Below are 19,333 nucleotides of genomic sequence, written 5' to 3'. Positions count from 1 at the left end.
GGTCCAGCACCAAACAGCCGGTCAGTCTACTGCCGCGCTCAGGGGTTCTCCCGCCGAACCCGTCCGTGCGGCGCAAAAGGGATCGCCCGGCGCTTGCGCGGCGGGCCCGGTTCAGGGGGCCGCACCCAGTGCAGGAGGGGGCCGGTCATGACGGTGGTGATCAGCGCCATGAAGACCATCACGGTGAACATCCTGGAGTCCAGCACCCGTAGCGACAGCCCCACGTTCAGGATGACGAGTTCGGTCAGACCGCGGGCATTGAGGAGGATGCCGAGGGTGGTCGACTCGCGCGTCGTCGCCCCGGTGAGCCGGGCGGCGCCGAACGCGCCCGCGAACTTGCCCGCGCACGCCACCGCGACCGCGGCCAGCAGCATGAGGGCGCCCTGCCAGCCGAGGCCGCCGAGGTCGGTCGAGAGCCCGGTCACGGTGAAGAAGGCGGGCAGCAGGAAGATGCTGGTCTGTTCGATGCGTTCCGGCACCTGCGGCGCGAGGGCGTCGACGTGCCGCCGGGGGACGACGGCGCCGAAGGCGAAGGCGCCGAACACCGCGTGCAGGCCCATCCCTTCGGTGGCCCACGCGCTCAGCAGCAGCCCGACGACGAGCGCCGCGTGGGTGACGGGGGCGCCGGCCCAGCGCCGCTCGGGCGCCAGCAGCCACCGCAGGCCGGGCCGGACGACGTAGAGCAGGGTGCAGACGAACGCCGCCGACTCGACGACCAGCCACCCCAGCGACCCCCAACCGGCGGCCTGCACGAGGGCGACCACCACGGCGAGGACGCACCAGGCGAGGAAGTCCTGGATCGCGGCGCAGGCCAGCGCCACCGCGCCGAGCCGGCTCTTGTTCAGGCCGCGCTCGTCGATGATCCGGGCCAGCACGGGAAACGCGGTGATGGACATCGCCACGCCGAGGAACAGGGCCGGCTCCAGCAGGCGGTCGCTCTCCAGCTCCGCCGTGATGAAGGTCGGTTCCAGTACGACGGCCAGGCCCATGCCCAACAGGAAGGGCAGCGTGACGGAGGACAGGGAGACGGCCGTCACCTGCTGGCCGGCGCCCCGCAGGTGGGACCGATCGAGCTGGTAACCGACCCCGAACATGAAGAGCACCAGGCCGAGTTGGGACAGCACCTGGAGGAAGGGGCGGACGTCGGCGGGGAAGAGCAGAGATGTGAGGTCGCCCGGGAGCAGCCCGAGGAGGCTGGGCCCCAGAGCGATTCCCGCGACGATCTCGCCGACCACGGCGGGCTGGCGGACCCACTGGGCGAGCCGGCCGAAGGCGTGGGCGACGGCGAGGACCACCGCCAGCCCGAGCAGCACGCCGCCGGTGACGGAAGCGGCCGTGGGGGCGGCGGCGTGCACGATCAGCGTGCCGCCGCCCGGAACGCCGGTGCCGGTGTTCATGGCTTCACCTCCCCAGAGCCGTGCCGGTTGACGGCGTTGAACAGTGCGGTGGCCGTCGCCACGGCCGGATCGGCGTCGATGCCCACGCCGTGCACGGTGTCCGAAGCGATGCCGACGCGAACGTAGACGACGGTGCGTCGACCGGCGGCGTCCTCCAGATCGTGCTGCACGACATCCTGAAGTTCCACCTGCCGGCCCGCACCGCGCAACGCCGCCACGAGCGCGCCGGCGACTGCGTCGCCGCTCGCGTCGAGGCTCCTTTCGTGTCCGCCGTTCTCGACCAGTGAGAGCGAGACCACGCTGCGGTCCGCTTCGCGGTGCTCCCGCAGCTCCTTCAGCAGCAGCCCCGGCCGGGACTCGACGTAGGCGCTCGTGAAGATCTCCCAGTCGGAGAAGTCGAGCTGCGGATCGATGCCGCGGCTGAACAGGTTCAGCGCCAGCGTGGCCAGGCACACGTTGCCCGTCCGCTCGCCGTTGCCGAACAGCGTGCCTTCGATCCGGTCCGCGCCGGCCATGAGCGCCAGTTCGGCGGAGGCCACGGCGGTTCCGCGGTCGTTGTGCGGATGGACGGACAGGATGAGCGAACCGCGGTTGTCCAGGTTGCGGTGCATCCATTCGACCTGATCGGCCAAGACGTTGGGCGCGAAATCCGGCTCGGTCACGTTGAACGTCTCGGGGGAGTACTCGAAACGCAGGTCGGAACCCCGCAGTCCGGCCGCGCGGACGGCCACGTGCTCGGCCCCGCGCAAGGTGAAGTCCCGCAGTTCGGAGGCCGACATGGAGAACACCACGTCACGCCACAGACACGCGGTCGCCAGGCACAGGTGCACCACCGCGCGCTTCGCCCCGCGAATCGCCTCGTACGTCCGGTCGATGAGGTCGGGGCGCGCGGGCGTGAACACCACGATGGTCACGTCGTCGGGACCTGGTCGTCGGCCTCCCCGTCACCGGGCGTACGGAGCCGTTGCTGCGGCGCGTCCCGACCATGCTGACCAATGTGGTCCCGCTCCGCTTCGAGATGGAGCCGGGGATCGCGTTCGCCGCGGTCGTCGCGCAGGCGGCGCAACGGCTGGAGGAAGCGGTGGAGCACCAGCGCTACCCCCAGGAGCGCCTGGTGCGCGAGCTGCCGGGTCCGGTGGGAGGGGCCGCCGGTCGGTTCGGGCCCGACATCAACATCATGTCCTTCAACTACCGACTGGGGTACGCGGGGCACCCGGCCGCGGTGCGCACCCTGTGCTCGGGTCCCGTCGACGACCTGACCGTCAACGTGTACGACCGGATGGACGGCCAGGGCCTGGACGTGGCCCTCGACGGGAACGCGGAGCTGTACGCGCCGGAGCGGCTGGCGGCCCACGTCGACGACTTCGTCGCCCTGCTGTCCCGCGTCACCCACCTGCTGGAGGCGCCCTCGATCACGTCCTGAAGGTCGTGTGCGCTGTCCTTCGCGCCCCTTCGTGCTCCCGCGCGCCGCCGCGGAGGGGCTGGGCGCGCGGGAGCGGCGCGGCGACCATGACGGCCGGTGCGGACTTCGAAGGGGGACGGATGAGACGTCGTTGGCTGGTGACGGGGTGTTCTTCGGGGCTCGGACGGGCGGTGGCCACGGCCGCTGCGCGGGCCGGGGACCAGGTGGCGGTGACGGCCCGCACGACCGCGTCCCTGGAGGACCTGGTCGGGTCCTGGCCGGACCGGATCACGCCGATCGCCCTGGAGCTGCGGGACGCGGACCAGTGCGAGGGGGCCGTGCGCACCGCCGCGGACCGCATGGGCGGGATCGACGTCCTGGTCAACAACGCCGGCAGCGGTCTCTTCGGCACGGTCGAGGAGGTCTGCGACGCGGAGCTGCGCGACCAGTTGGAGACCCTGCTCGTCGGTCCCTGGCGGCTCGCGCGCCAGGTGCTGCCGTTGATGCGGGCGCAGGGCCACGGCCACATCGTCAACGTCTCCTCGCTCGGCGGCCGCATGGCCTTCCCGGGCCTCGCCTCCTACGTCGCCGGGAAGTACGCGCTGGAGGGGATGAGCCAGGCGCTGGCCGCCGAGGTGGCCCCGTTCGGGGTGCGCGTGACGGTCGCCGAGCCCGGGGTCTTCGCCACCCGCTACGGATCGTCGCTCGCGGAGGCCGCGCACCGCCTGCCGGTCTACGCACAGGCCACCGGCGAGATGCTCGACGGCTTCCGGGGGATGGAGGACAACGAGGAGTACGGCAGGCCCGAGGACTTCGCCGATACGCTGCTCGCGCTCGTCGCCTCGGACCTGCCCACCCCCTTGCGCGTCCCCGTCGGGGAGGACGCCTACGCCTACCTGGAGGCGGCCGAGGAGGCGGCCCGCGCGGAGTTCGCCGCGGCCCGCGCGCTCGTACGACCGACGGGGACCCCGGCGGGGGCGGCGCCGGCGGCCGGCTGACCCCCGCCCGCCCGAACCGCCCCCGCCCGGGCCGTCAGTTCTGCCAACCCACCTTCGTGTAGTCGACGTCCGCGAGGCCGGTCGCGCCGAAGTTGGCGAGGCCCTTGCGGTCCGCCGTGATGTCGGGGCGCTGGTACAGCTCGATGGAGTGGCCGAGCTTGTAGATCTCGACGTCGGCCTCGTTGTAGAGCTTCAGCGCCGCCGCGCGGTCGGTGGTCTGACCGGCCTTCTTCAGGAGCTCGTCGATGCGGGGGCTGCCGACCGAACCGAAGTTCTGGAAGAGGTTGTTGCCCTGGGGCTGCTGGAAGACCGGGATCAGCTTGGAGGTGTAGGCCTCGTCGACGTTGCGGAAGCTGACGAGGTCGAAGTTCCCGGTGTTCACGAACTTGCTGAAGTAGTCGTTCGCCGGCACCTTCTTGATCTCGACCTTCACGCCGACAGCGCTCAACTGCTGCTGCACCAGCTGCGCCTGGTCCTGCTGCGAGGAGGAGCCGCCCGCGCTGAGCGTGTAGTCGAGCGTCAGCTCCTTGCCGTCCTTGGTGCGCGGCTTGCCCTGCCCCGCGTCCTTCCACCCGGCCTCGTCGAGGAGCTTGTTCGCCTTCGCCGGGTCGTAGGTGTCGAACTCGCTGGAGTTGTCCTGGTATCCCGCCTGGTTCGGCATGAAGAAGTGGTTGTTCAGCGGCTTCAACTCGAAGGAGAGGTCCTTGGCGAAGCTGGCGTTGATGCCCTTGCGGTCGATGGACGCCTGGAGGGCGTTGCGCACCTTGACGTCCTGGAGCGGGCCCCGCGCGGCGTTGAGGGTGATGTGCACCTCGTCCCAGCGCGCACCCCGGCGGATGTCCGCGGTGGGGTCCTTGACCAGCCGCTGGTAGTCCTCGGGCTGGAGCGCGGTGGCCTCGTCCAACTCCTTGTTGAGGAAGGCCTCGGTGCGCGCCGAGCGGTCCAGGACGCGGAAGACGATCGAATCCAACTTGGGCTTGTCGCCCCACCATTGAGGATCCGGGACCAGGGTGATGGTCTGTGCGGTCTTGTCGTACGTGCCGATCTTGAAGGCGCCCGCGGTGACCGGCGCCTTCTCCGTCCAGCCCTTGTTGAACTTCTCGGGGGTGTCGATCTGGTCGGCCGGGTAGAGCGGGTCGAAGAGCCGCGGCCAGTCCGCGTAGGGCGTGGCGAAGGTGACCTTCACCCCGTGTTCGTCGGCGCCCTGCTCGACCTTGGAGATCTGGTCGTAGCCGGAGGTGTCGGCGGCCTCGTACGCCTTGTCGGAGCCGTTCAGCGCCTTCCACAGCGCCTCGAAGTCCTTCCAGCCCAGCGACTTCCCGTCGGACCACCGCGCCTTCGGGTTGAGCTGGTACTCGACCACCTGCGGGGTGGTCGAGACGACCTTCGCCGAGGTCAGGAAGGCCGGGTTGGGCTGGCCGACGCCCTTGGCGTCCGCGTAGAAGAGGTGCGGCAGCACGGCCCGGTCGATCTCGGCCGCGTCGCCCTGCTGCCCGTCCACCTGGTTGACGTTGTACTGCGTGACCCACTGGTCGATGGCGATCTTCAGCGAGCCGCCCTGTTTGAGGGCGCTCACCGGCTGGGCGTTGATGTTCTGCCCGTCGACCGCGGGCGCCGGCTGCTTCGCGGCCGACGCGCCGTCGCCCGTGCCGGAGGAGTCGCAGGCGGACACCACCAGAGTGGCCGAAACTGCCGCGGCTATGGCGATGACCGTGGTTCTGCGCATCGGGACACTTCCTCCGGATCGTGGGCGGTCGGTTCGGGACCGCAGGACGGGCCGACCGTAGGAGATCTTGCGCTCCGGGGGGAGGCCTGCTGGAATCCCGATATGTTTTCTTAGCATGTCCGCAACAAACAGCGGTCAAGCTGTGTCAACAAGCCGACGAATTAGCCAGGTTGACCTGCCGCGGCCGTGATCCCCGGGTGCCTCCCGGGACTCGCGTTCTCCTGGCGATCCCTCGTGGATCACGACCACCTGCGGAGGTTCCCCACCCGTGGCCGCCTACCTGGCCAAGCGGCTCGGCTACTACGCCGTGCTGCTGCTCGCCGCCGTCTGCCTCTCGTACCTGCTGGCCTCCTACGCCCTCGACCCGCGGGCCTACTACGAGGGTCGCCAACCTCCGCTCTCGCCCGCGTCGGTGGACCACCACCTCACCGCCCTCGGCGTCAACGACCACACCCCGCTCGCCCCGCGCTTCGCCACCTGGGCCGGACACGCGGTGCGCGGAGACCTCGGCCGGACCATCGACGGGACCTCGGTGGGCGCCGAGTTCGGCCGGCGGATCGGGGTCAGCCTGCGCCTGCTGCTCTTCGGCACCATCGCCGGAACGGTGCTCGGGGTGCTCGCCGGTGCCTGGACGGCCGTGCGCCAGTACCGCCTGTCCGACCGCGCGATGACCCTCGCGTCCTTCGTGCTGCTGTCGACCCCCGTCTTCCTCCTCGCCGTTCTGCTGAAGATCGGCGCGATCTGGTTCAACGCGAAGACCGGCACCGAAGTCATCCGCTTCACCGGGGAGAAGACCCCCGGCGTCGACTCCGGCTTCTGGACGGTCCTGCGGGACCGCGGCGTCCACCTGCTGCTGCCCACCCTCTCCATCGGGCTCGCCACGATCGCCGGATACAGCCGCTACCAGCGCTCCACCATGCTGGACGTGCTCGGCTCGGACTACCTGCGCACCGCCGCGGCCAAGGGCCTCGGCCGCCGCACCGTGCTGCTCAAACACGGCCTGCGCACGGCCCTGATCCCCATGTCCACCTACTTCAGCTACGGCTTCCTGGCCCTCTTCACCGGCGCCACCTTCACCGAGACGATCTTCGGCTGGCACGGAATGGGCGAATGGTTCATCTCCTCCATCGGCAAGAACGACGTCAACTCGGTCGTCGCCGTCAACGTGTTCGCCGCCGTGACGGTGCTCCTGTCCGGCTTCCTCGCGGACGTGCTGCACGCCGCGCTCGACCCGCGCATCCGCACCGCCTGAACCAGGACCCAGGAGAAAGCCGACCATGACCGCCGTCATCGAGAGCAGCGCCCCGGGCGCTCGGCCCGCCACCCGTCCCGCCGGGCGGACCACCGTCGTACTGCGCCGGTTCCTGCGCAACCGCAGCGCGCTGGCCGGCGCCGCGGCCCTGCTGCTGCTCTTCCTGCTCGCCTTCGCCGGGCCGCTCGTCAGCCCGTGGGACTACAGCCACATCGACTACACCGCCCTGCGCTCCGGCCCCGGCCCCGACCACTGGTGGGGCACCAACCGGATCGGCCAGGACGTCTTCGCGCAGACCGTGCGCGGACTCCAGAAGTCCCTCGTCATCGGGCTGTTGGTGGCGCTGTTCTCGACGGTGCTCGCCTCCCTGGTCGGCGCCTGCGCCGGGTACTTCGGCGGCTGGACGGACCGGCTGCTGATGTTCTTCGTCGACCTGCTGCTCGTCTTCCCCTCGTTCCTGATCATCGCGATCATCTCGCCCCGGCTGCGCGGCGGCGGCTGGATCGCCTTCGTCGCGCTGCTCGCCGTGTTCGGCTGGATGATCACGGCGCGGGTGGTCCGGTCGATGACGCTCTCCCTGAAGGAGCGGGAGTTCGTCAAGGCGGCCGTGTACATGGGGGTCGGGCCGCTGCGGATCATCTGGCGGCACGTCCTGCCCAACATCGCCTCGTTCCTCATCATCGACGCCACGATCGCCGTCGGCGGGGCCGTGATGAGCGAAACCGCGCTCTCCTACTTCGGGTTCGGCGTGCAGGCCCCCGACGTCTCCCTCGGCACGCTGATCGCCGGCACCACCGGGGCGGCCGTCACCTACCCCTGGATGTTCTTCTTCGCCGCCGGCCTGCTGATCGCCTTCGTCCTCGCGGTGAACCTGGTGGGAGACGGGCTGCGGGACGCGCTCGACCCCACCACCACCACGCGCGCCGCGCGCCGGACACCCCGCAACGGATCCAAGGGAGGGGCGCGATGAGCTCCGCCGCACGCGCCGTGCTGAGCGTCACCGACCTGGAGGTCGACTTCGACGGCGTCCCCGCCGTGCGCGGCGTCAGCTTCTCCCTCGCGCGCGGTGAAGTCCTCGGCCTGGTGGGGGAGTCGGGCTCCGGCAAGTCCGCGACGGCCCTCGCGATGCTCGGCCTGCTCCCGGCCAACGCCGCCGTCCGGGGCTCGGTACGGCTGGACTCCACCGAGCTGGTCGGCGCCCCGGACGCCGCGCTCACGGCCGTACGCGGGCGCCGGATCGGGATGGTCTTCCAGGACCCGCTGTCGGCCTTCACGCCGGTGTACCGGATCGGGGACCAGATCGCCGAGGCGGTCCGCGCCCACCAGGACCTCTCGCGCGAGCGGGCCCGGGCCCGGGCGGTGGAACTCCTGGACCTCGTCGGGATCCCCGAACCCGCCCTGCGCGCACAGGCGTTCCCGCACGAGTTCTCCGGCGGGATGCGCCAACGGGCCATGATCGCGATGGCCATGGCCAACGACCCGGACGTCCTGCTCGCCGACGAGCCGACGACGGCCCTCGACGTCACCATCCAGGCCCAGGTCCTCGACGTGCTGCGCACGGCCCAGCGCGAGACCGGGGCCGCGCTCGTCCTGGTCAGCCACGACCTGGGCGTGATCGCCGGTACGGCGGACCGGGTGGCCGTGATGTACGCGGGGCGCATCGTCGAGACGGGGACGGCCGCCGAGGTGTTCGCGCGCCCCTCGATGCCCTACACGATGGGGCTGATCGGAGCGGTGCCCCGGCTCGACGGGGCCGGGGGCGCCCTCGTCCCCATCCCCGGGGCGCCGCCCGCGGCGGCGCGGGTGGGCGCGGGATGCGCCTTCGCGCCGCGCTGCCCGATGGCGGAGGAAGCCTGCACGCGGGACGTCCCGCGGCTCTCGGCCACGGACGGCGGGGGGCACCTCGCCGCCTGCGTCCGTGCCGGGGAGATCGCCGAGAAGGGGCTCGGGGTGCTCGACGTCTACCCGGTGCCCGAGGTGCCGCACGCCGAAGCCGAACGGGCCCTCGGTGAGACGGTGTTGAAGGTCACCGGGCTCGTCAAGACCTTCCCCGTGCTCAAGGGGGCCGCCTTCAAGAGGCGGATCGGGACCGTGTACGCCGTCGACGGGGTCGACCTCACCATCCGCGGCGGCGAAACGCTCGCGCTGGTGGGGGAGTCCGGGTCGGGCAAGTCCACCACCCTCTTCGAACTGCTCCACCTCGTACGGCCCGAGGGCGGCGACATCGAGCTCTTCGGGAAGTCGCCGGCCGGCTTGGGCAGGGCGCAGCGGCGCGCCCTGCGCGGCCAGGTCCAGATCGTCTTCCAGGACCCGATGGCCAGCCTCGACCCCCGCATGCCCGTCGGCGACATCATCGCCGAACCGCTGCGCGCCCAGGGGGTCGACCGGGCGGCCGCGGCCCGGCGGATCCCCGAGCTGCTCGACCAGGTGGGCCTGGACCGGTCCGCCGCGGAGCGCTTCCCGCACGAGTTCTCCGGCGGGCAGCGCCAGCGCATCGGGATCGCCAGGGCGCTCTCGGTGCGGCCGAAGCTGCTCGTGCTCGACGAGCCCGTCTCCGCGCTCGACGTGTCCGTCCAGGCAGGGGTGCTGAACCTGCTGAGCCGGCTCAAAGCGGAGCTCGGGCTCGCCTACCTCTTCGTCTCGCACGACCTGTCCGTCGTACGGCACATCGCCGACCGGGTCAGCGTCGTCTACCTCGGGCGGACGGTCGAGGCCGGGACCGTACGGGAGGTCTTCGAGCGCCCGCGCCACCCCTACACCCAGGCGCTCCTGTCCGCCGTGCCGCTGCCCGACCCGGAGCGGGAACGGGCGCGCCGGCGCGACCGGATCCTGCTGGCGGGCGACCCGCCGAGCCCCACCCGGCGCTACGAGGGGTGCCGGTTCCTGGGGCGCTGCCCCGTGTACGCGGGCCTGGCCCCGCAGCAGCGCGAACGGTGCGCCACGCAGGACCCGCGACCCACCTCCCACGCCGCCGACCACGTCGCTTCCTGCCACTTCCCGACCGTGCGGGAGGTGCTCTAGGGCGTGAATCGAAGGGCAGCCCGCCGCGGAGCCGGTCACGTCGCCTTCGTGTCCTCACCGGCAAGGAAGGGGCGCAGCAGGGCGAGCAGGGCGCGCGGTCGGTGCAGCGGGATGATGTGGCCGCAGCCCTCGATGACGTGTCCGGTGAGATCGTCGGCGATCGGGCGGAGCTGGCGTTCCAGCGCCGCACCGACGGGCCGGGCGCCCAGCGCCATCGTCGGCACCGTCAGGCGGGCCGTGGCGACCGCCCGCTCGATCCGTACCGCGCTCTCGGGCAGCGCCCGGTAGTACGCGAACGCGCGGCCCAGCGCCCCGCGGCCGGTGTACGCGCGGACGAAGGCGTCCCGGAGGGCGGGGCGCACGCCGTCGCCGAGCGTGCCGGTCCGCAGGAACCAGTCGACGTACGCGGCCTCGTGGCCCTCCAGCACGGTCTCGGCGAGGTCGGGCGCGGCGCAATGGAAGCCGAACCACCACGGAGGCCCGTCGGCGAGGAACTCCTCGGCGCCGGGCAGTCCGCCCAGAACGGACTCCATGACGACCAGGCGCCGGACGAGACCGGGGCGGCGCAGGGCGAGGAGGAAGGCCGGCGCGGTACCCGCGTCGATGCCCACCACCGCGGCCGAGGACACGCCGAGCGCGGTGAGGAGCGCCGCGGCGTCCTCGGCCAGGGTTCCCGCGTCGTACCCGGAGGCCGTCCCGCTGCTCGCGCCGAACCCGCGCAGGTCCGGTGCGATGACGCGGTAGCGGCCGGACAGGCCGGCCATGACGTCCGTCCACAGCTCCCAGGTGTGCGGGAAACCGTGCAGCAGCAGGACGGCCGGGCCCGACCCGGCGAGGGCGACGTTCAGTTCGACACCGTTGACGGGCACGCGCCGCAGCTCGGGCATGGAGAAGCTCCAGGTGGGGTGAGGAATGGTGACCACCTCACGCTAGGGAACTACCCTGGTCCCTCCAAGACGGCACTTTTCCTTCAGGTGGTGAGCCCCGAGTGACCACATCGAAGCCCGGTGAACCCGGCCGGCGGCCCGGTGCGCGGGGAGAGCGGGGCGATGTGCTGGATCCGCTCTGCCCGACCCGCCGGCTGCTCGACCGGATCGGCACCAAGTGGACGTCGATGGTGGTCAAGGTGCTGGCCGAGGATGCGCCGGACGAGCTCCGTTTCGCGGAACTGCGGCGCGGCATCCCCGGCATCTCACAGAAGATGCTGTCCGTCACCCTGCAGAGCCTCGTCCGCGACGGTCTGGTCGCGCGCCGCGTGGAACCCACCGTGCCACCCGCCGTCCACTACCGGCTCACCGCGCTCGGCCTGTCCCTCGAAGGGCCGCTCTCCGCCCTGCGGGTCTGGGCCGAGACGCACATGCCGGAGATCGACCGCAACAACCGGCTCGCCGACGGGTCAGGCCTTGAAGCGCCGGCACAGATGGAGGAACAGGTCCGGGTTGGCGATGTTCTGGAAGTCCGCGCTGTCCACGGTGGTGCGCTTCAGGGATCCGTTGAAGATCAGGGTGCCGCTGAAGGAGGAGATGTCGGTGATCTCCGACCAGGGAGCGGAGTGCTTGCGCCCGGACAGGCGCTGCCGGTCGACGTTGTAGGCGCCGAAGTCGACCGTCCCGCCGCTCTCGATGGTGGCGAGGGCCCCGGGCAGCTGGGCCCGCGTGACGGCCTGCATGATGTGCTCGCCCCACACGTTCGGCCACAGGAAGAGGGCGCCCTGCACCACCGAGGTGATGCCCAGTGACCGCTTGTCCTCCTTGAGGAACACGCGCAGGCCCGGGCCGATGTTCACGCCCGCGCCGTGCGGGTCCAGCAGGGTGTAACGGGCGTCCCAGGGGACGCCGTTGCGGGTGCTCGTGTACCGCAGCACCCGCACCGTGGCCCAGTCGTACGCGGCACGGAAGCCGTCGGGCCCCGTCACCACCGCGCCGTTCGCGTACAGGTAGAGCCTCGACGCGTTGTGCTTGGTGACCAGGCGGCTCCGCTTGCTCCGGAAGGTCCGGGCCCACGGCCCGAGGCGCCGTTCGGCCGCCAGGGCGTCGGCCGCGGCGGTCGGCTGTTCGTAGGTGTCCTGCTCGTCCATCGTTCGGTTTCCCCTCGCATCGTTCACGTGCCGCCGCTCCCGCGGCCGGCCGCTCCGATGCTGGTGTCCGTACCGGCCGGACGACAGGCCATGCGACCGGCCATCGGTGACCGGTCGCCGCGGGCCGGTCGATACGTCCGGTCGATACGGCCGGTCGACGTCCGATGGTTGGCGGCCGGTGGATACGCGCGGTGGATGCGTGCGGTGGATACGCGCGGTGGATACGCGCGGTGGTGACGTCCGGTCGTCACATGCCGTCGGTCGAGGGGGGCACGAACGTGGCCGGGGCGAAGTTCCGGTGCCGCTCCCGGTAGCTGCGGCCGAGGTGGTGTTGCAGCCGGAGGTGGCGGAACTGGTAGACGGAGCCGGCCTGACGCAGGACGCCCCGGCGGTAGGCGTCGTCCAGGAACGCGGCGGGGTTCCACGGGAGCCGCCCGGTCAGGGGGAGCCAACCGCGTGCGAGCACGAGCCACTGCCCCCAGGCGGTGAAGGCGAGCACGTAGGAGGCCGCGCCGCCCACGCCCCCGACCGCGCCGATGAACAGGCTGTCCCGAACGCCCCAGTTGAGCGGGCCCATCACGTTGCGGAGCAGATCGACGATCAGATGGCCGCCGAGGGCGATGGCGAGGGTGAAGGCCGGTGCGAGGACGAGGAACTGCCGGCAGGTCGTCGAGCGGTTCGAGGACAACAGGCCGATGGGGGTCGCCGCCGCGGTGACGTCCACGGGTGCTTCGAAGGCGGCCGTCAGCCCGAAGGCGAGGCCGGCCGACGAACCGAAGACCGAGGCGAGGACCAGCGTGTTGATCAGGGTGCCTCCCACGACGTCAGGGTCGGTGAGCGGCGTCCCCGCGACCAGCGCGCGCTGGACGGTGAGGGCGCAGGCGCATCCGACGCCCATGACGGTGCCGCCGATCAGCCCGTGGGCGAAGCGGGAGGCGAAGGTGCGCAGGGGGCTGCGGCCGAGATGGGGCCGCGCGGCGCGCAGGGTGAGCCGGACCCGGGACGGTTCGAAGGCCGCCCCGCCACCGGACCGGTCCGCCATCGCGTAGACGGCTCCGAACCCGATGCCCGCGGCGGGCCCCATGAGACCTCCCTGGAGCAGCAGTTCGCCGACGGAGAGCGAGGTGAGCAGGAAGCCGACCAGCCAGTCGGTCAAGGTGATGCTCAGCGCCGTGGCCAGGACGAAGGCCACGGTCCGCGTCGTGCGCGAGAGGGAGTCGCCGAGCTGCCACCAGGCGAGGTCCTGCCGCTCGCGGTCGAGCCGGACCAGGTGGTGGGCGAGGTGGCCGAGCCAGCCCGCCGCGCGCTCGGGGTCGGCGTACGCCGTACGGGGCTGCTCGCCGGCCGCGTCGCGCTCCGGCGCGCGGCGCCGGTAGACCGTGGGCACGAAACCCGCCAGCAGGTGCTCGTCCAGGCTCTTCACCGAGGGGAAGCGGGTGGCGTCCAGCAGCTCGGCGGGGTCGCGATCGGGCTTCTCGCTGTACAGGGTGCGGGCGAGGATGACCATGAGCGGGGTGGTCAGGACCTCGGCGAGGCGGACGTGCGCGGGATCCCGGCGGGTGCGCAGCGCGGTCAGTACGCCGTCCCACGGCGAGCCCGTCGCCCCGGTGCCGGTGCCTGGGCCTGGGCCTGGGCCGGTGCTCGTGCCGGGACCTGCCTCGGACGCGACGGCACCCGTGCTGCGGGTCGTGCGGGTGGTGCGTGGCAGGTAGTCGGCGAGATCGTCGGGGGTGAGGTCGGTGAGCTCGATGCCCGCGGCCCATACGAGAGGCGCGTTCGCCGCCCCGACGGCCTCGGCGTACTCGTCGCGCCGACTGGTGAGGACGAGCGGCGCGGCGGTCGCGTTGAGCGCGTCCAAGGCGTCCCGTCGCAGCCCTTCGGCTATCTCGTCGAAGCCGTCGAGGACCGGGAGGACGAGGTCGGCGTCGACCAGCGCCGCGGCCAGGGTCGCCCCCGCGTAGCCGCGGCGGGCCAGGTGGGGGTGGTCGCGCAGCAGCCGGCCGATCATCCAGTCCCGCAGCGCGGTGGTCGACGGATCCCAAGAGCCGACGCTGAAGACGACCGGTACGCGCGGCTGCGGGGCGGTGGTGCCCGGCGGCAGGTCCAGCAGGTCCAGCAGGTCCAGCAGGTCCAGGACGAGCCTGATCGTCAGGACGGACTTCCCGGAGCCGGCCCGACCGAGGACCACCAGCCGGCCGGAGGGGATCCTGCGGTAGACCTCCGCCGTGCCGCGCAGGTCGCCGTCCAGGTCCAGCGCGCGCGGGGTCCCGCCCGGGCCGAGGCGTTGGACGTTCGCCGCACTGTCGACCAGAGCGGCCGGCGCCGGCTTCCAGCGGACGGGCAGGGGGAAGGGATCGTGGACGCCGCGCTGCGCCTCCTCGTGGCGCCAGCGGCGCCGGACCTCCCTCGCCAACTCCCGCGCGGCGTCCGCGAGCGCGTCGGGCACGGCCGGCCGGCCGGATCGGGCGGGTGCGGGCAGGGCTACGGGGGCGGGTGCGGGTGCGGATCGGGCCTCGGCTTCGCCTCCCGCAGCTGCGGCGGGCGGGCCGGGCGGACCCGAGAGCGCGGTCGCCAGGCGCAGACGGTCGGCCTCTCGCAGGCCGAGCGCGTCCGCGAGCAGGTGCACCGTGCCCACCCGGTGGTTCGCGGACCGGCCGCTCTCCAGCCGGCGGATGGTGCGCACGCTGACCCCGGACCGTTCGGCCACCTGCTCCTGCGTGAGGTCCGCCGCGTCCCGCAGCCCGCGCAACAGCGCGCCGAGGTCCTCTGTCATCCCGCATCCCCCAAGACCGCCCGTACGAACGGCCGTGAGCCTACCCGTGGCCGCCGGTCACCGATGGCCGGGCGCGTGTCCTGTACGGGGTGGTGCGGCCGAGGTCAGCATCGGTGTCGGCGCCCCACACCGACGGAAGGCGAGGAGGCGACGTGGCCAAGCGCTACTGGTGCGCGGAGTGCGGCTTCAAGACCCCCTGGCTCGACGGGGCGGAGGGCCCGGGCCGGCAGATCGAGCACTACGCCCGCAAGCACCCGGGCACCTCCCCGGGCGGTCAGGTCGAGACCCGCGGACGGCGGCGGACGACCGGACGCCGTGCGGAGCGACATGCGGGACGCCGCGCGGGACGACATGCACCACTACGCGAAATGGGAGTTCCGGACATGAACGAGGTTTCGACACGGCCGGGGTCGGCCACCGCCGCCGGCGTCATGGGCATCGCCTTCGGCCTGGCCGCGGTGTGCGGCGCGGTGTACGTGCTGCTGCTCCTCGGGGACGGGAACGGCTTCGGGCTGTTCGGGCTGCCCGTCCTCGCCTTCGGCGCGGGAGTCCTGCGGGCCGGCGCCAAGGTGCTGACCGGGGTGTCCTACGCGGGCGACCGGCTCGGTCAGTTGGCCCTGGTGCCCGCGTCCCTGTCCGGCATCGCCATCGGCGCGATGGTCGCGTCGGCGGACTGGGACGGCGACGCGACTTTCGCCCAACTGGCCGGATTTATCGTCACCTTCCTCCTCGCGGTCGTCGTCATCACACTGTGCGAGCGGCCCGCGACGAAGCGCTACCTCGGTGAGGACTGACCCGGCCGTCCCCGTCGGGCCGACGCCCGACCTCGCGGTTGCGGGCCGCACGTCCACGCCATGAGCCGCTGGGACGACCGCCGTTGGGTCACTGACCTGTGCTCTCGGCGGACGGTCGCAGCGGGACCGGGGGGCCTCTGGTCCGCGAAATCCTCACGGGTCACACTCTTCCCATGAGCAGTCACGAGCCCGGCGGCCCCACCCCACCCCCTTACGGGCCCGATCTGGCGAACCCGTACGCCCAGCCCCAGCCTCAGCCCCAGCCCCAGCCCGGGCCGGGGCAGTTCGGCGGCCCGCCGCCGCCCGCGCCCGGCGCCGGGCGCCGCGGTCCCTTCGCGCGCGGTCCCGTGGCCCGCAGGCCCGTCGTGCTGGTCGCGGCGGTGGTGGCCGCCCTGTTGGTGATCGGCGGGGCGGTGTACGCGGTGGCCGGCAGAGGCCACGGTTCCACCCCCGGACCCGTCGCCGACGAGGCCACGTCGAAGGCCCCGACGGGTACCCCCACGGTCGACAAGGGGGACGGGAAGGGCCCGGGTGGAGGCCCGGAGCCCTACGACCCCAACGCCGGCATCCAGCCCGGGGAGGGGAAGGTCTGGCTGCGCGAGAACCAGACGCAGCTGGCGGGCTCGGGAGCCGAGCAGTTCGGCCCCTGGCGGGTCGGCGACGTCGTGGTCAAGGCGATGTACAAGGAGATCACCGGATACGCCGCGGGCGACGGCAAGGACGTGTGGAAGATCGCGCTGGAGACTCCGCTGTGCGGGGTGCCGCAGGCCCCGACGGCGGCCGGGAAGCTGGTCGTCGGCGTCCTGGAGAGCAACGAGGCGAAGGCGAACTGCACGCAACTCCAGCAGGTCGACCTGGTCACGGGCAAGCTCGGCTGGAAGGTGGCGGTGCCGCAGGAGAACGGCTTCGACACCTCCTCCAGCTTCGAGATGGCGATCAGCGGTGACACCGTCGCGGTCTCCCGGTCGGCCGTCGCGAGCGGATTCTCGGTCGCCGACGGCAGGAAGCTCTTCGGCACGCCGAAGACGGGCTGTTCCCCTTCGGGGTTCGCCGGGGGCGCTCGGCTGATCCGGCTGCGCAACTGCTTCGACCCGAAGCCCGCCGCCGTGATCGAGGAAGTCGACCCCGCGACGGGCGAGGCCAAGTGGAGCCACACCTACGAGCAGGGCTGGACGATCGGCCGCGTCCTGTCCGCGGACCCACTGGTCGTCGCCGCCCACAACTCCGACAAGAAGGTCTGGAGCATCACGGCGTTCACCGCGGACGGCAAGGTCCGGTCGCAGGGCGAAGCGAAGTTCGGGGTGAGCGGCCGCTGCAACGGCTTCGGATACGCCGAAGGACTACAGGACTGCCCGGGCGCCGTGGTCGACGCCGACACGCTCTACGTCGCCGGGGGCAAGGCCGGACCCACCCTCGGCCTCGACGAGACGACCGAGGTCATCGCCGTCGACCTGGCCACCGGGCAGGAGAAGTGGCACGCGGCCGCGCCGGACAAGGGGCGCTCCATGTGGCCGCTGGCCGTCGAGAACGGCAAGGTCATCGTGTACATCGCGGCCGGCGGGGGGCGTTCGGGCGCGATGGCGACGCTCGACCCGAACGGCGGCGCCCCGCAGGTGTTCCTCCAGAGCCCGGCGGCCGCGCGCGGCCCGGAATCCGTCTTCTACTCGCACGGGGTGCACCCGGCCTGGCTGGGCGGACGGCTCTTCCTGCTCAACGGCCGGGTGCAGGGCCCCGAGCCCGAGAAGGTGGACCACTCGATCCTGTCGTTCGGCAAGTAGCCCCGCGGAGCCCGGGCCCGGGCCCGGCCCAGGCCCGGGCCCGCCAACACCGGGACGAGCGGCTCCGGTTGTGGGCCGGGTCACGGGCGGGCGACGGGCCGGCCGCGGTGCCGGACCCGCTGTGGCCGGTGCGTCCCCGCGCGCCTATCGTTACCCGGCATGTGGCCAGGACAGCAGACGCCCGGGGGCGAGCAGGACCCGCCCGAGGAGTTCCACAACCCGTACCGGCAGCCGCCGGGTGCGCCGCTCCCCCCGGGCCCGGCCGCCCCGCCCCCGCCGGCCGCGCCGCCCACCGCGCCGCCCTCCGCCTACCCGGTGGGCGGCCCGTACGGCATGCCGCAGACACAGGCGCAGGCGCAGGCGCAGGGGCAGCCGTACCGACCGCCGTACCAGCCGCCGCGCCCCGCCAAGCGCTCCAGGACCGTCGTCATCGCCGTCTGCGCGGCGGCCGCCGTGGTGGTGGCCGCGGCCACGGTCACCGGTGTGGTCCTGCTGGGGGACGACGCCGGCCGGGGCGACGACCGGGCGATCGACGGCAAGGACGTCTCCCCGTCGGGTCCGTCCCCCGCCGCGCCGTCCGGCTCGGCCTCGGCCTCGGCCTCGACGTCGAGCACCGTGCCGCCGACGATCAAGGGCTGGAAGTCGGTCGTCAACCCCGAACACGGCACGGCCTTCGACGTCCCGGCCGACTGGGAGGTCGCGCCGCCCACCGTGTTCAGCGGGTACTCGGACGACGCGGACGGGGAGAAGATCCTCATCGGGCACACGGCGCCCGCCTTCTACAAGTCGAAGTGGTGCAGCCTCGACGGGGACGGCGACGGTCGGATCGACGACTACAAGCTGGCCGCCACCGGGACCAAGGGCGCCGCCGGCGCGAAGGACACCCGCGAGGTCGCCGAGAAGATGGCCCCGGTCTGGGTCTACGCCGCCTACACGCAGCCGGACAAGAGCGCGGTCAAGACCGACCAACCGGTGGAATACACCACCAAGTCGGGGGTCAAGGGCACCTACCTCACCTCGCACTCCGAGGGCGCCAAGAAGACCAACAAGTGTTCGGGCGACGGTCGGTCGATCGTCTTCGGCTTCAAGAACGCCAAGGGCGACTTCGTGGCCTGGGACTTCTACGGAAGGACCGGTGTCCCGGGCGCGATCGGCGACGAGCTGGTCATGCGCATCCTCAGCACGGTCCGACTGACGGCGGTGACCCCCGCGGATCCGTCCGCGACCCCGTGACCCGAACGCCTGTCGGTATCGGCGGGCTCCTCCCGGCGGCGTCGCGAGGGTCGGTATCCGGCCGTATCCGGCAGGCGGTGCGGGGCGGTCGGAGGTGAGCGGTCAGCACTGCGGCGTGCGGGGGCACTCAGGAGGCGCCCGTTTATGGCCACGCGCCCCCACGCGCCCCCGGAGGTGACGTTCCGGCAGGCCGGTCCCGGGGCAGCCGCAAGGTGCTGATTGGTCTTTGCCGCACCCGCTCGCATCGTCCCTGGAGAGTTCCGCATGACGAAGGTCCTCGTACTGCACAGCGTCAGCCTCGTCGGCTCGGCATTGGCCGCCCTCTTGAGATCCGAAGGCCAGTTCGACGTCACGTCGGTGGGGTGGAGGACGGCGGCCCGCCGGGCGCTGACCTTACGACCAGACGTGGCGGTGGTCGACGTCGACTGTCCGGGTGCCACGGCCGTGCTCGCCGGCGAGGGGCACACCGATCACCGGTTGTTGGACCCGCCGACCCCGCTGCTCGTCCTGGCCACGGCCGGGACGCCCGGCTCGCTCGGCCGGGCCTTCCAGGCGAAGGCCCGCGGGTACGTCGACAAGGACGGCTCGCCCGGGCAGCTCGTCCGGGCCGTGCGCAAGGTCGCCGCGGGCGAGCGGTTCATCGACGCCTCGCTCGCCTCGGCCTTCCTGGAGGCCGACCCGGTGCCGCTCAGCCCGCGCGAGCTGAGCGTCCTGGCCCGCGCCGCTGAAGGCGATTCGATCGCCGAGATCGCCAGGGCCCTGCACCTGGCCAGCGGCACCGTCCGCAACTACATGGCCGCCGTCACCCGCAAGACCGGCGCGCGCAACCGAATAGACGCGATACGCATCTCCCGCAGCGCCGGTTGGGTGTAGCGGGCCGTC

General features: G+C 72.4%; 14 protein-coding genes and 3 pseudogenes. 10 read left to right on the top strand and 7 right to left on the bottom strand.

Annotated elements, in window-relative coordinates:
- Positions 1-38: 38 nt before the first annotated feature.
- The 3 genes and pseudogenes from ACIQWR_RS08955 to ACIQWR_RS08945 form a co-directional block, all read right to left on the bottom strand.
- Positions 39-1,397, bottom strand: coding sequence for a cation:proton antiporter (locus tag ACIQWR_RS08955; protein WP_404006054.1), 1,359 nt, complete (start codon positions 1,395-1,397; stop codon positions 39-41).
- A pseudogene (locus tag ACIQWR_RS08950) lies at positions 1,394-1,771 on the bottom strand (alpha-isopropylmalate synthase regulatory domain-containing protein); the annotation flags it as partial. The pseudogene ACIQWR_RS08950 and the gene ACIQWR_RS08955, both read right to left, overlap by 4 nt.
- A gap of 12 nt (positions 1,772-1,783) precedes the next feature.
- Positions 1,784-2,320 (bottom strand): annotated as a pseudogene (locus ACIQWR_RS08945) (2-isopropylmalate synthase); the annotation flags it as partial.
- A 41-nt stretch (positions 2,321-2,361) separates the two neighbouring features.
- Between ACIQWR_RS08945 and ACIQWR_RS08940 the strand changes: the two are divergent.
- On the top strand, positions 2,362-2,820 hold the full coding sequence (locus ACIQWR_RS08940; RefSeq protein ID WP_404006053.1) for a condensation domain-containing protein: 459 nt from the start codon (positions 2,362-2,364) through the stop codon (positions 2,818-2,820).
- A gap of 119 nt (positions 2,821-2,939) precedes the next feature.
- Positions 2,940-3,797 carry an SDR family oxidoreductase gene (locus tag ACIQWR_RS08935; RefSeq protein ID WP_404006052.1) on the top strand — a complete coding sequence of 286 codons (858 nt, stop codon included), beginning with the start codon at positions 2,940-2,942 and terminating at the stop codon, positions 3,795-3,797.
- 34 nt (positions 3,798-3,831) lie between these two features.
- Here the strand turns inward: ACIQWR_RS08935 and ACIQWR_RS08930 are convergent, their stop codons facing one another.
- Positions 3,832-5,523 carry an ABC transporter family substrate-binding protein gene (locus ACIQWR_RS08930; RefSeq protein WP_404006051.1) on the bottom strand — a complete coding sequence of 564 codons (1,692 nt, stop codon included), beginning with the start codon at positions 5,521-5,523 and terminating at the stop codon, positions 3,832-3,834.
- A gap of 268 nt (positions 5,524-5,791) precedes the next feature.
- Here ACIQWR_RS08930 and ACIQWR_RS08925 point away from each other — a divergent pair, with 268 nt between their 5' ends.
- Genes ACIQWR_RS08925 through ACIQWR_RS08915 form a run of 3 tightly spaced genes read left to right on the top strand, consistent with a single transcriptional unit; the run spans position 5,792 to position 9,796 of the window.
- Positions 5,792-6,775, top strand: coding sequence for an ABC transporter permease (locus tag ACIQWR_RS08925; RefSeq protein WP_404006050.1), 984 nt, complete (start codon positions 5,792-5,794; stop codon positions 6,773-6,775).
- Positions 6,776-6,800: 25 nt separating this feature from the next.
- Positions 6,801-7,745, top strand: coding sequence for an ABC transporter permease (locus ACIQWR_RS08920; RefSeq protein ID WP_404006049.1), 945 nt, complete (start codon positions 6,801-6,803; stop codon positions 7,743-7,745).
- Positions 7,742-9,796, top strand: a complete 2,055-nt coding sequence (locus ACIQWR_RS08915) for a dipeptide ABC transporter ATP-binding protein (protein WP_404006048.1) — start codon at positions 7,742-7,744, stop codon at positions 9,794-9,796. The genes ACIQWR_RS08920 and ACIQWR_RS08915 overlap by 4 nt, the downstream gene beginning before the upstream one ends.
- A 35-nt stretch (positions 9,797-9,831) precedes the next feature.
- On the opposite strand, the gene ACIQWR_RS08910 is transcribed toward ACIQWR_RS08915, so the two are convergent.
- Positions 9,832-10,683 (bottom strand): alpha/beta fold hydrolase, encoded by an 852-nt coding sequence (locus ACIQWR_RS08910; RefSeq protein ID WP_404006410.1) that lies wholly within the window; start codon positions 10,681-10,683, stop codon positions 9,832-9,834.
- A gap of 101 nt (positions 10,684-10,784) precedes the next feature.
- Here ACIQWR_RS08910 and ACIQWR_RS08905 point away from each other — a divergent pair.
- Positions 10,785-11,195, top strand: a pseudogene (locus ACIQWR_RS08905) (winged helix-turn-helix transcriptional regulator); the annotation flags it as partial.
- Here the strand turns inward: ACIQWR_RS08905 and ACIQWR_RS08900 are convergent.
- Positions 11,193-11,465, bottom strand: a complete 273-nt coding sequence (locus ACIQWR_RS08900) for a DUF6585 family protein (protein ID WP_404006408.1) — start codon at positions 11,463-11,465, stop codon at positions 11,193-11,195. The pseudogene ACIQWR_RS08905 and the gene ACIQWR_RS08900 overlap by 3 nt on opposite strands.
- Positions 11,466-12,120: 655 nt before the next feature.
- A complete protein-coding gene (locus ACIQWR_RS08895; protein WP_404006047.1) occupies positions 12,121-14,646 on the bottom strand; it encodes a helix-turn-helix domain-containing protein in 2,526 nt (841 codons plus the stop codon).
- Positions 14,647-14,798: 152 nt separating this feature from the next.
- Between ACIQWR_RS08895 and ACIQWR_RS08890 the strand changes: the two genes are divergently transcribed.
- From ACIQWR_RS08890 to ACIQWR_RS08875, 4 genes are all read left to right on the top strand, one after another.
- Positions 14,799-15,440 (top strand): hypothetical protein, encoded by a 642-nt coding sequence (locus ACIQWR_RS08890; protein ID WP_404006046.1) that lies wholly within the window; start codon positions 14,799-14,801, stop codon positions 15,438-15,440.
- 173 nt (positions 15,441-15,613) lie between these two features.
- Positions 15,614-17,218 carry a PQQ-binding-like beta-propeller repeat protein gene (locus ACIQWR_RS08885; RefSeq protein ID WP_404006045.1) on the top strand — a complete coding sequence of 535 codons (1,605 nt, stop codon included), beginning with the start codon at positions 15,614-15,616 and terminating at the stop codon, positions 17,216-17,218.
- A gap of 159 nt (positions 17,219-17,377) precedes the next feature.
- The gene (locus tag ACIQWR_RS08880) at positions 17,378-18,451 is read left to right on the top strand and encodes a hypothetical protein (protein ID WP_404006044.1); all 1,074 of its coding nucleotides are present in this window, start codon (positions 17,378-17,380) and stop codon (positions 18,449-18,451) included.
- A 264-nt stretch (positions 18,452-18,715) separates the two neighbouring features.
- Complete coding sequence (locus tag ACIQWR_RS08875) at positions 18,716-19,324, top strand: DNA-binding response regulator (protein ID WP_404006043.1); 609 nt, start codon at positions 18,716-18,718, stop codon at positions 19,322-19,324.
- Positions 19,325-19,333: the final 9 nt, after the last annotated feature.

The sequence above is a fragment of the Streptomyces sp. NPDC098789 genome (assembly GCF_044759975.1).
Taxonomy (GTDB): Bacteria; Actinomycetota; Actinomycetes; order Streptomycetales; family Streptomycetaceae; genus Streptomyces.
This window is presented reverse-complemented; position numbering and strand designations above follow the sequence as displayed.

Excerpts from the sequence above, each read along its gene's own strand:
- ACIQWR_RS08955 (WP_404006054.1), bottom strand. The coding sequence starts at position 1,397 with ATGAACACCGGCACCGGCGTTCCGGGCGGCGGCACGCTGATCGTGCAC.
- ACIQWR_RS08880 (WP_404006044.1), top strand. The coding sequence starts at position 17,378 with ATGTGGCCAGGACAGCAGACGCCCGGGGGCGAGCAGGACCCGCCCGAG.
- ACIQWR_RS08910 (WP_404006410.1), bottom strand. The coding sequence starts at position 10,683 with ATGCCCGAGCTGCGGCGCGTGCCCGTCAACGGTGTCGAACTGAACGTC.
- ACIQWR_RS08915 (WP_404006048.1), top strand. The coding sequence starts at position 7,742 with ATGAGCTCCGCCGCACGCGCCGTGCTGAGCGTCACCGACCTGGAGGTC.
- ACIQWR_RS08885 (WP_404006045.1), top strand. The coding sequence starts at position 15,614 with ATGAGCAGTCACGAGCCCGGCGGCCCCACCCCACCCCCTTACGGGCCC.
- ACIQWR_RS08930 (WP_404006051.1), bottom strand. The coding sequence starts at position 5,523 with ATGCGCAGAACCACGGTCATCGCCATAGCCGCGGCAGTTTCGGCCACT.
- ACIQWR_RS08900 (WP_404006408.1), bottom strand. The coding sequence starts at position 11,465 with ATGCAGGCCGTCACGCGGGCCCAGCTGCCCGGGGCCCTCGCCACCATC.
- ACIQWR_RS08920 (WP_404006049.1), top strand. The coding sequence starts at position 6,801 with ATGACCGCCGTCATCGAGAGCAGCGCCCCGGGCGCTCGGCCCGCCACC.
- ACIQWR_RS08875 (WP_404006043.1), top strand. The coding sequence starts at position 18,716 with ATGACGAAGGTCCTCGTACTGCACAGCGTCAGCCTCGTCGGCTCGGCA.
- ACIQWR_RS08895 (WP_404006047.1), bottom strand. The coding sequence starts at position 14,646 with ATGACAGAGGACCTCGGCGCGCTGTTGCGCGGGCTGCGGGACGCGGCG.
- ACIQWR_RS08935 (WP_404006052.1), top strand. The coding sequence starts at position 2,940 with ATGAGACGTCGTTGGCTGGTGACGGGGTGTTCTTCGGGGCTCGGACGG.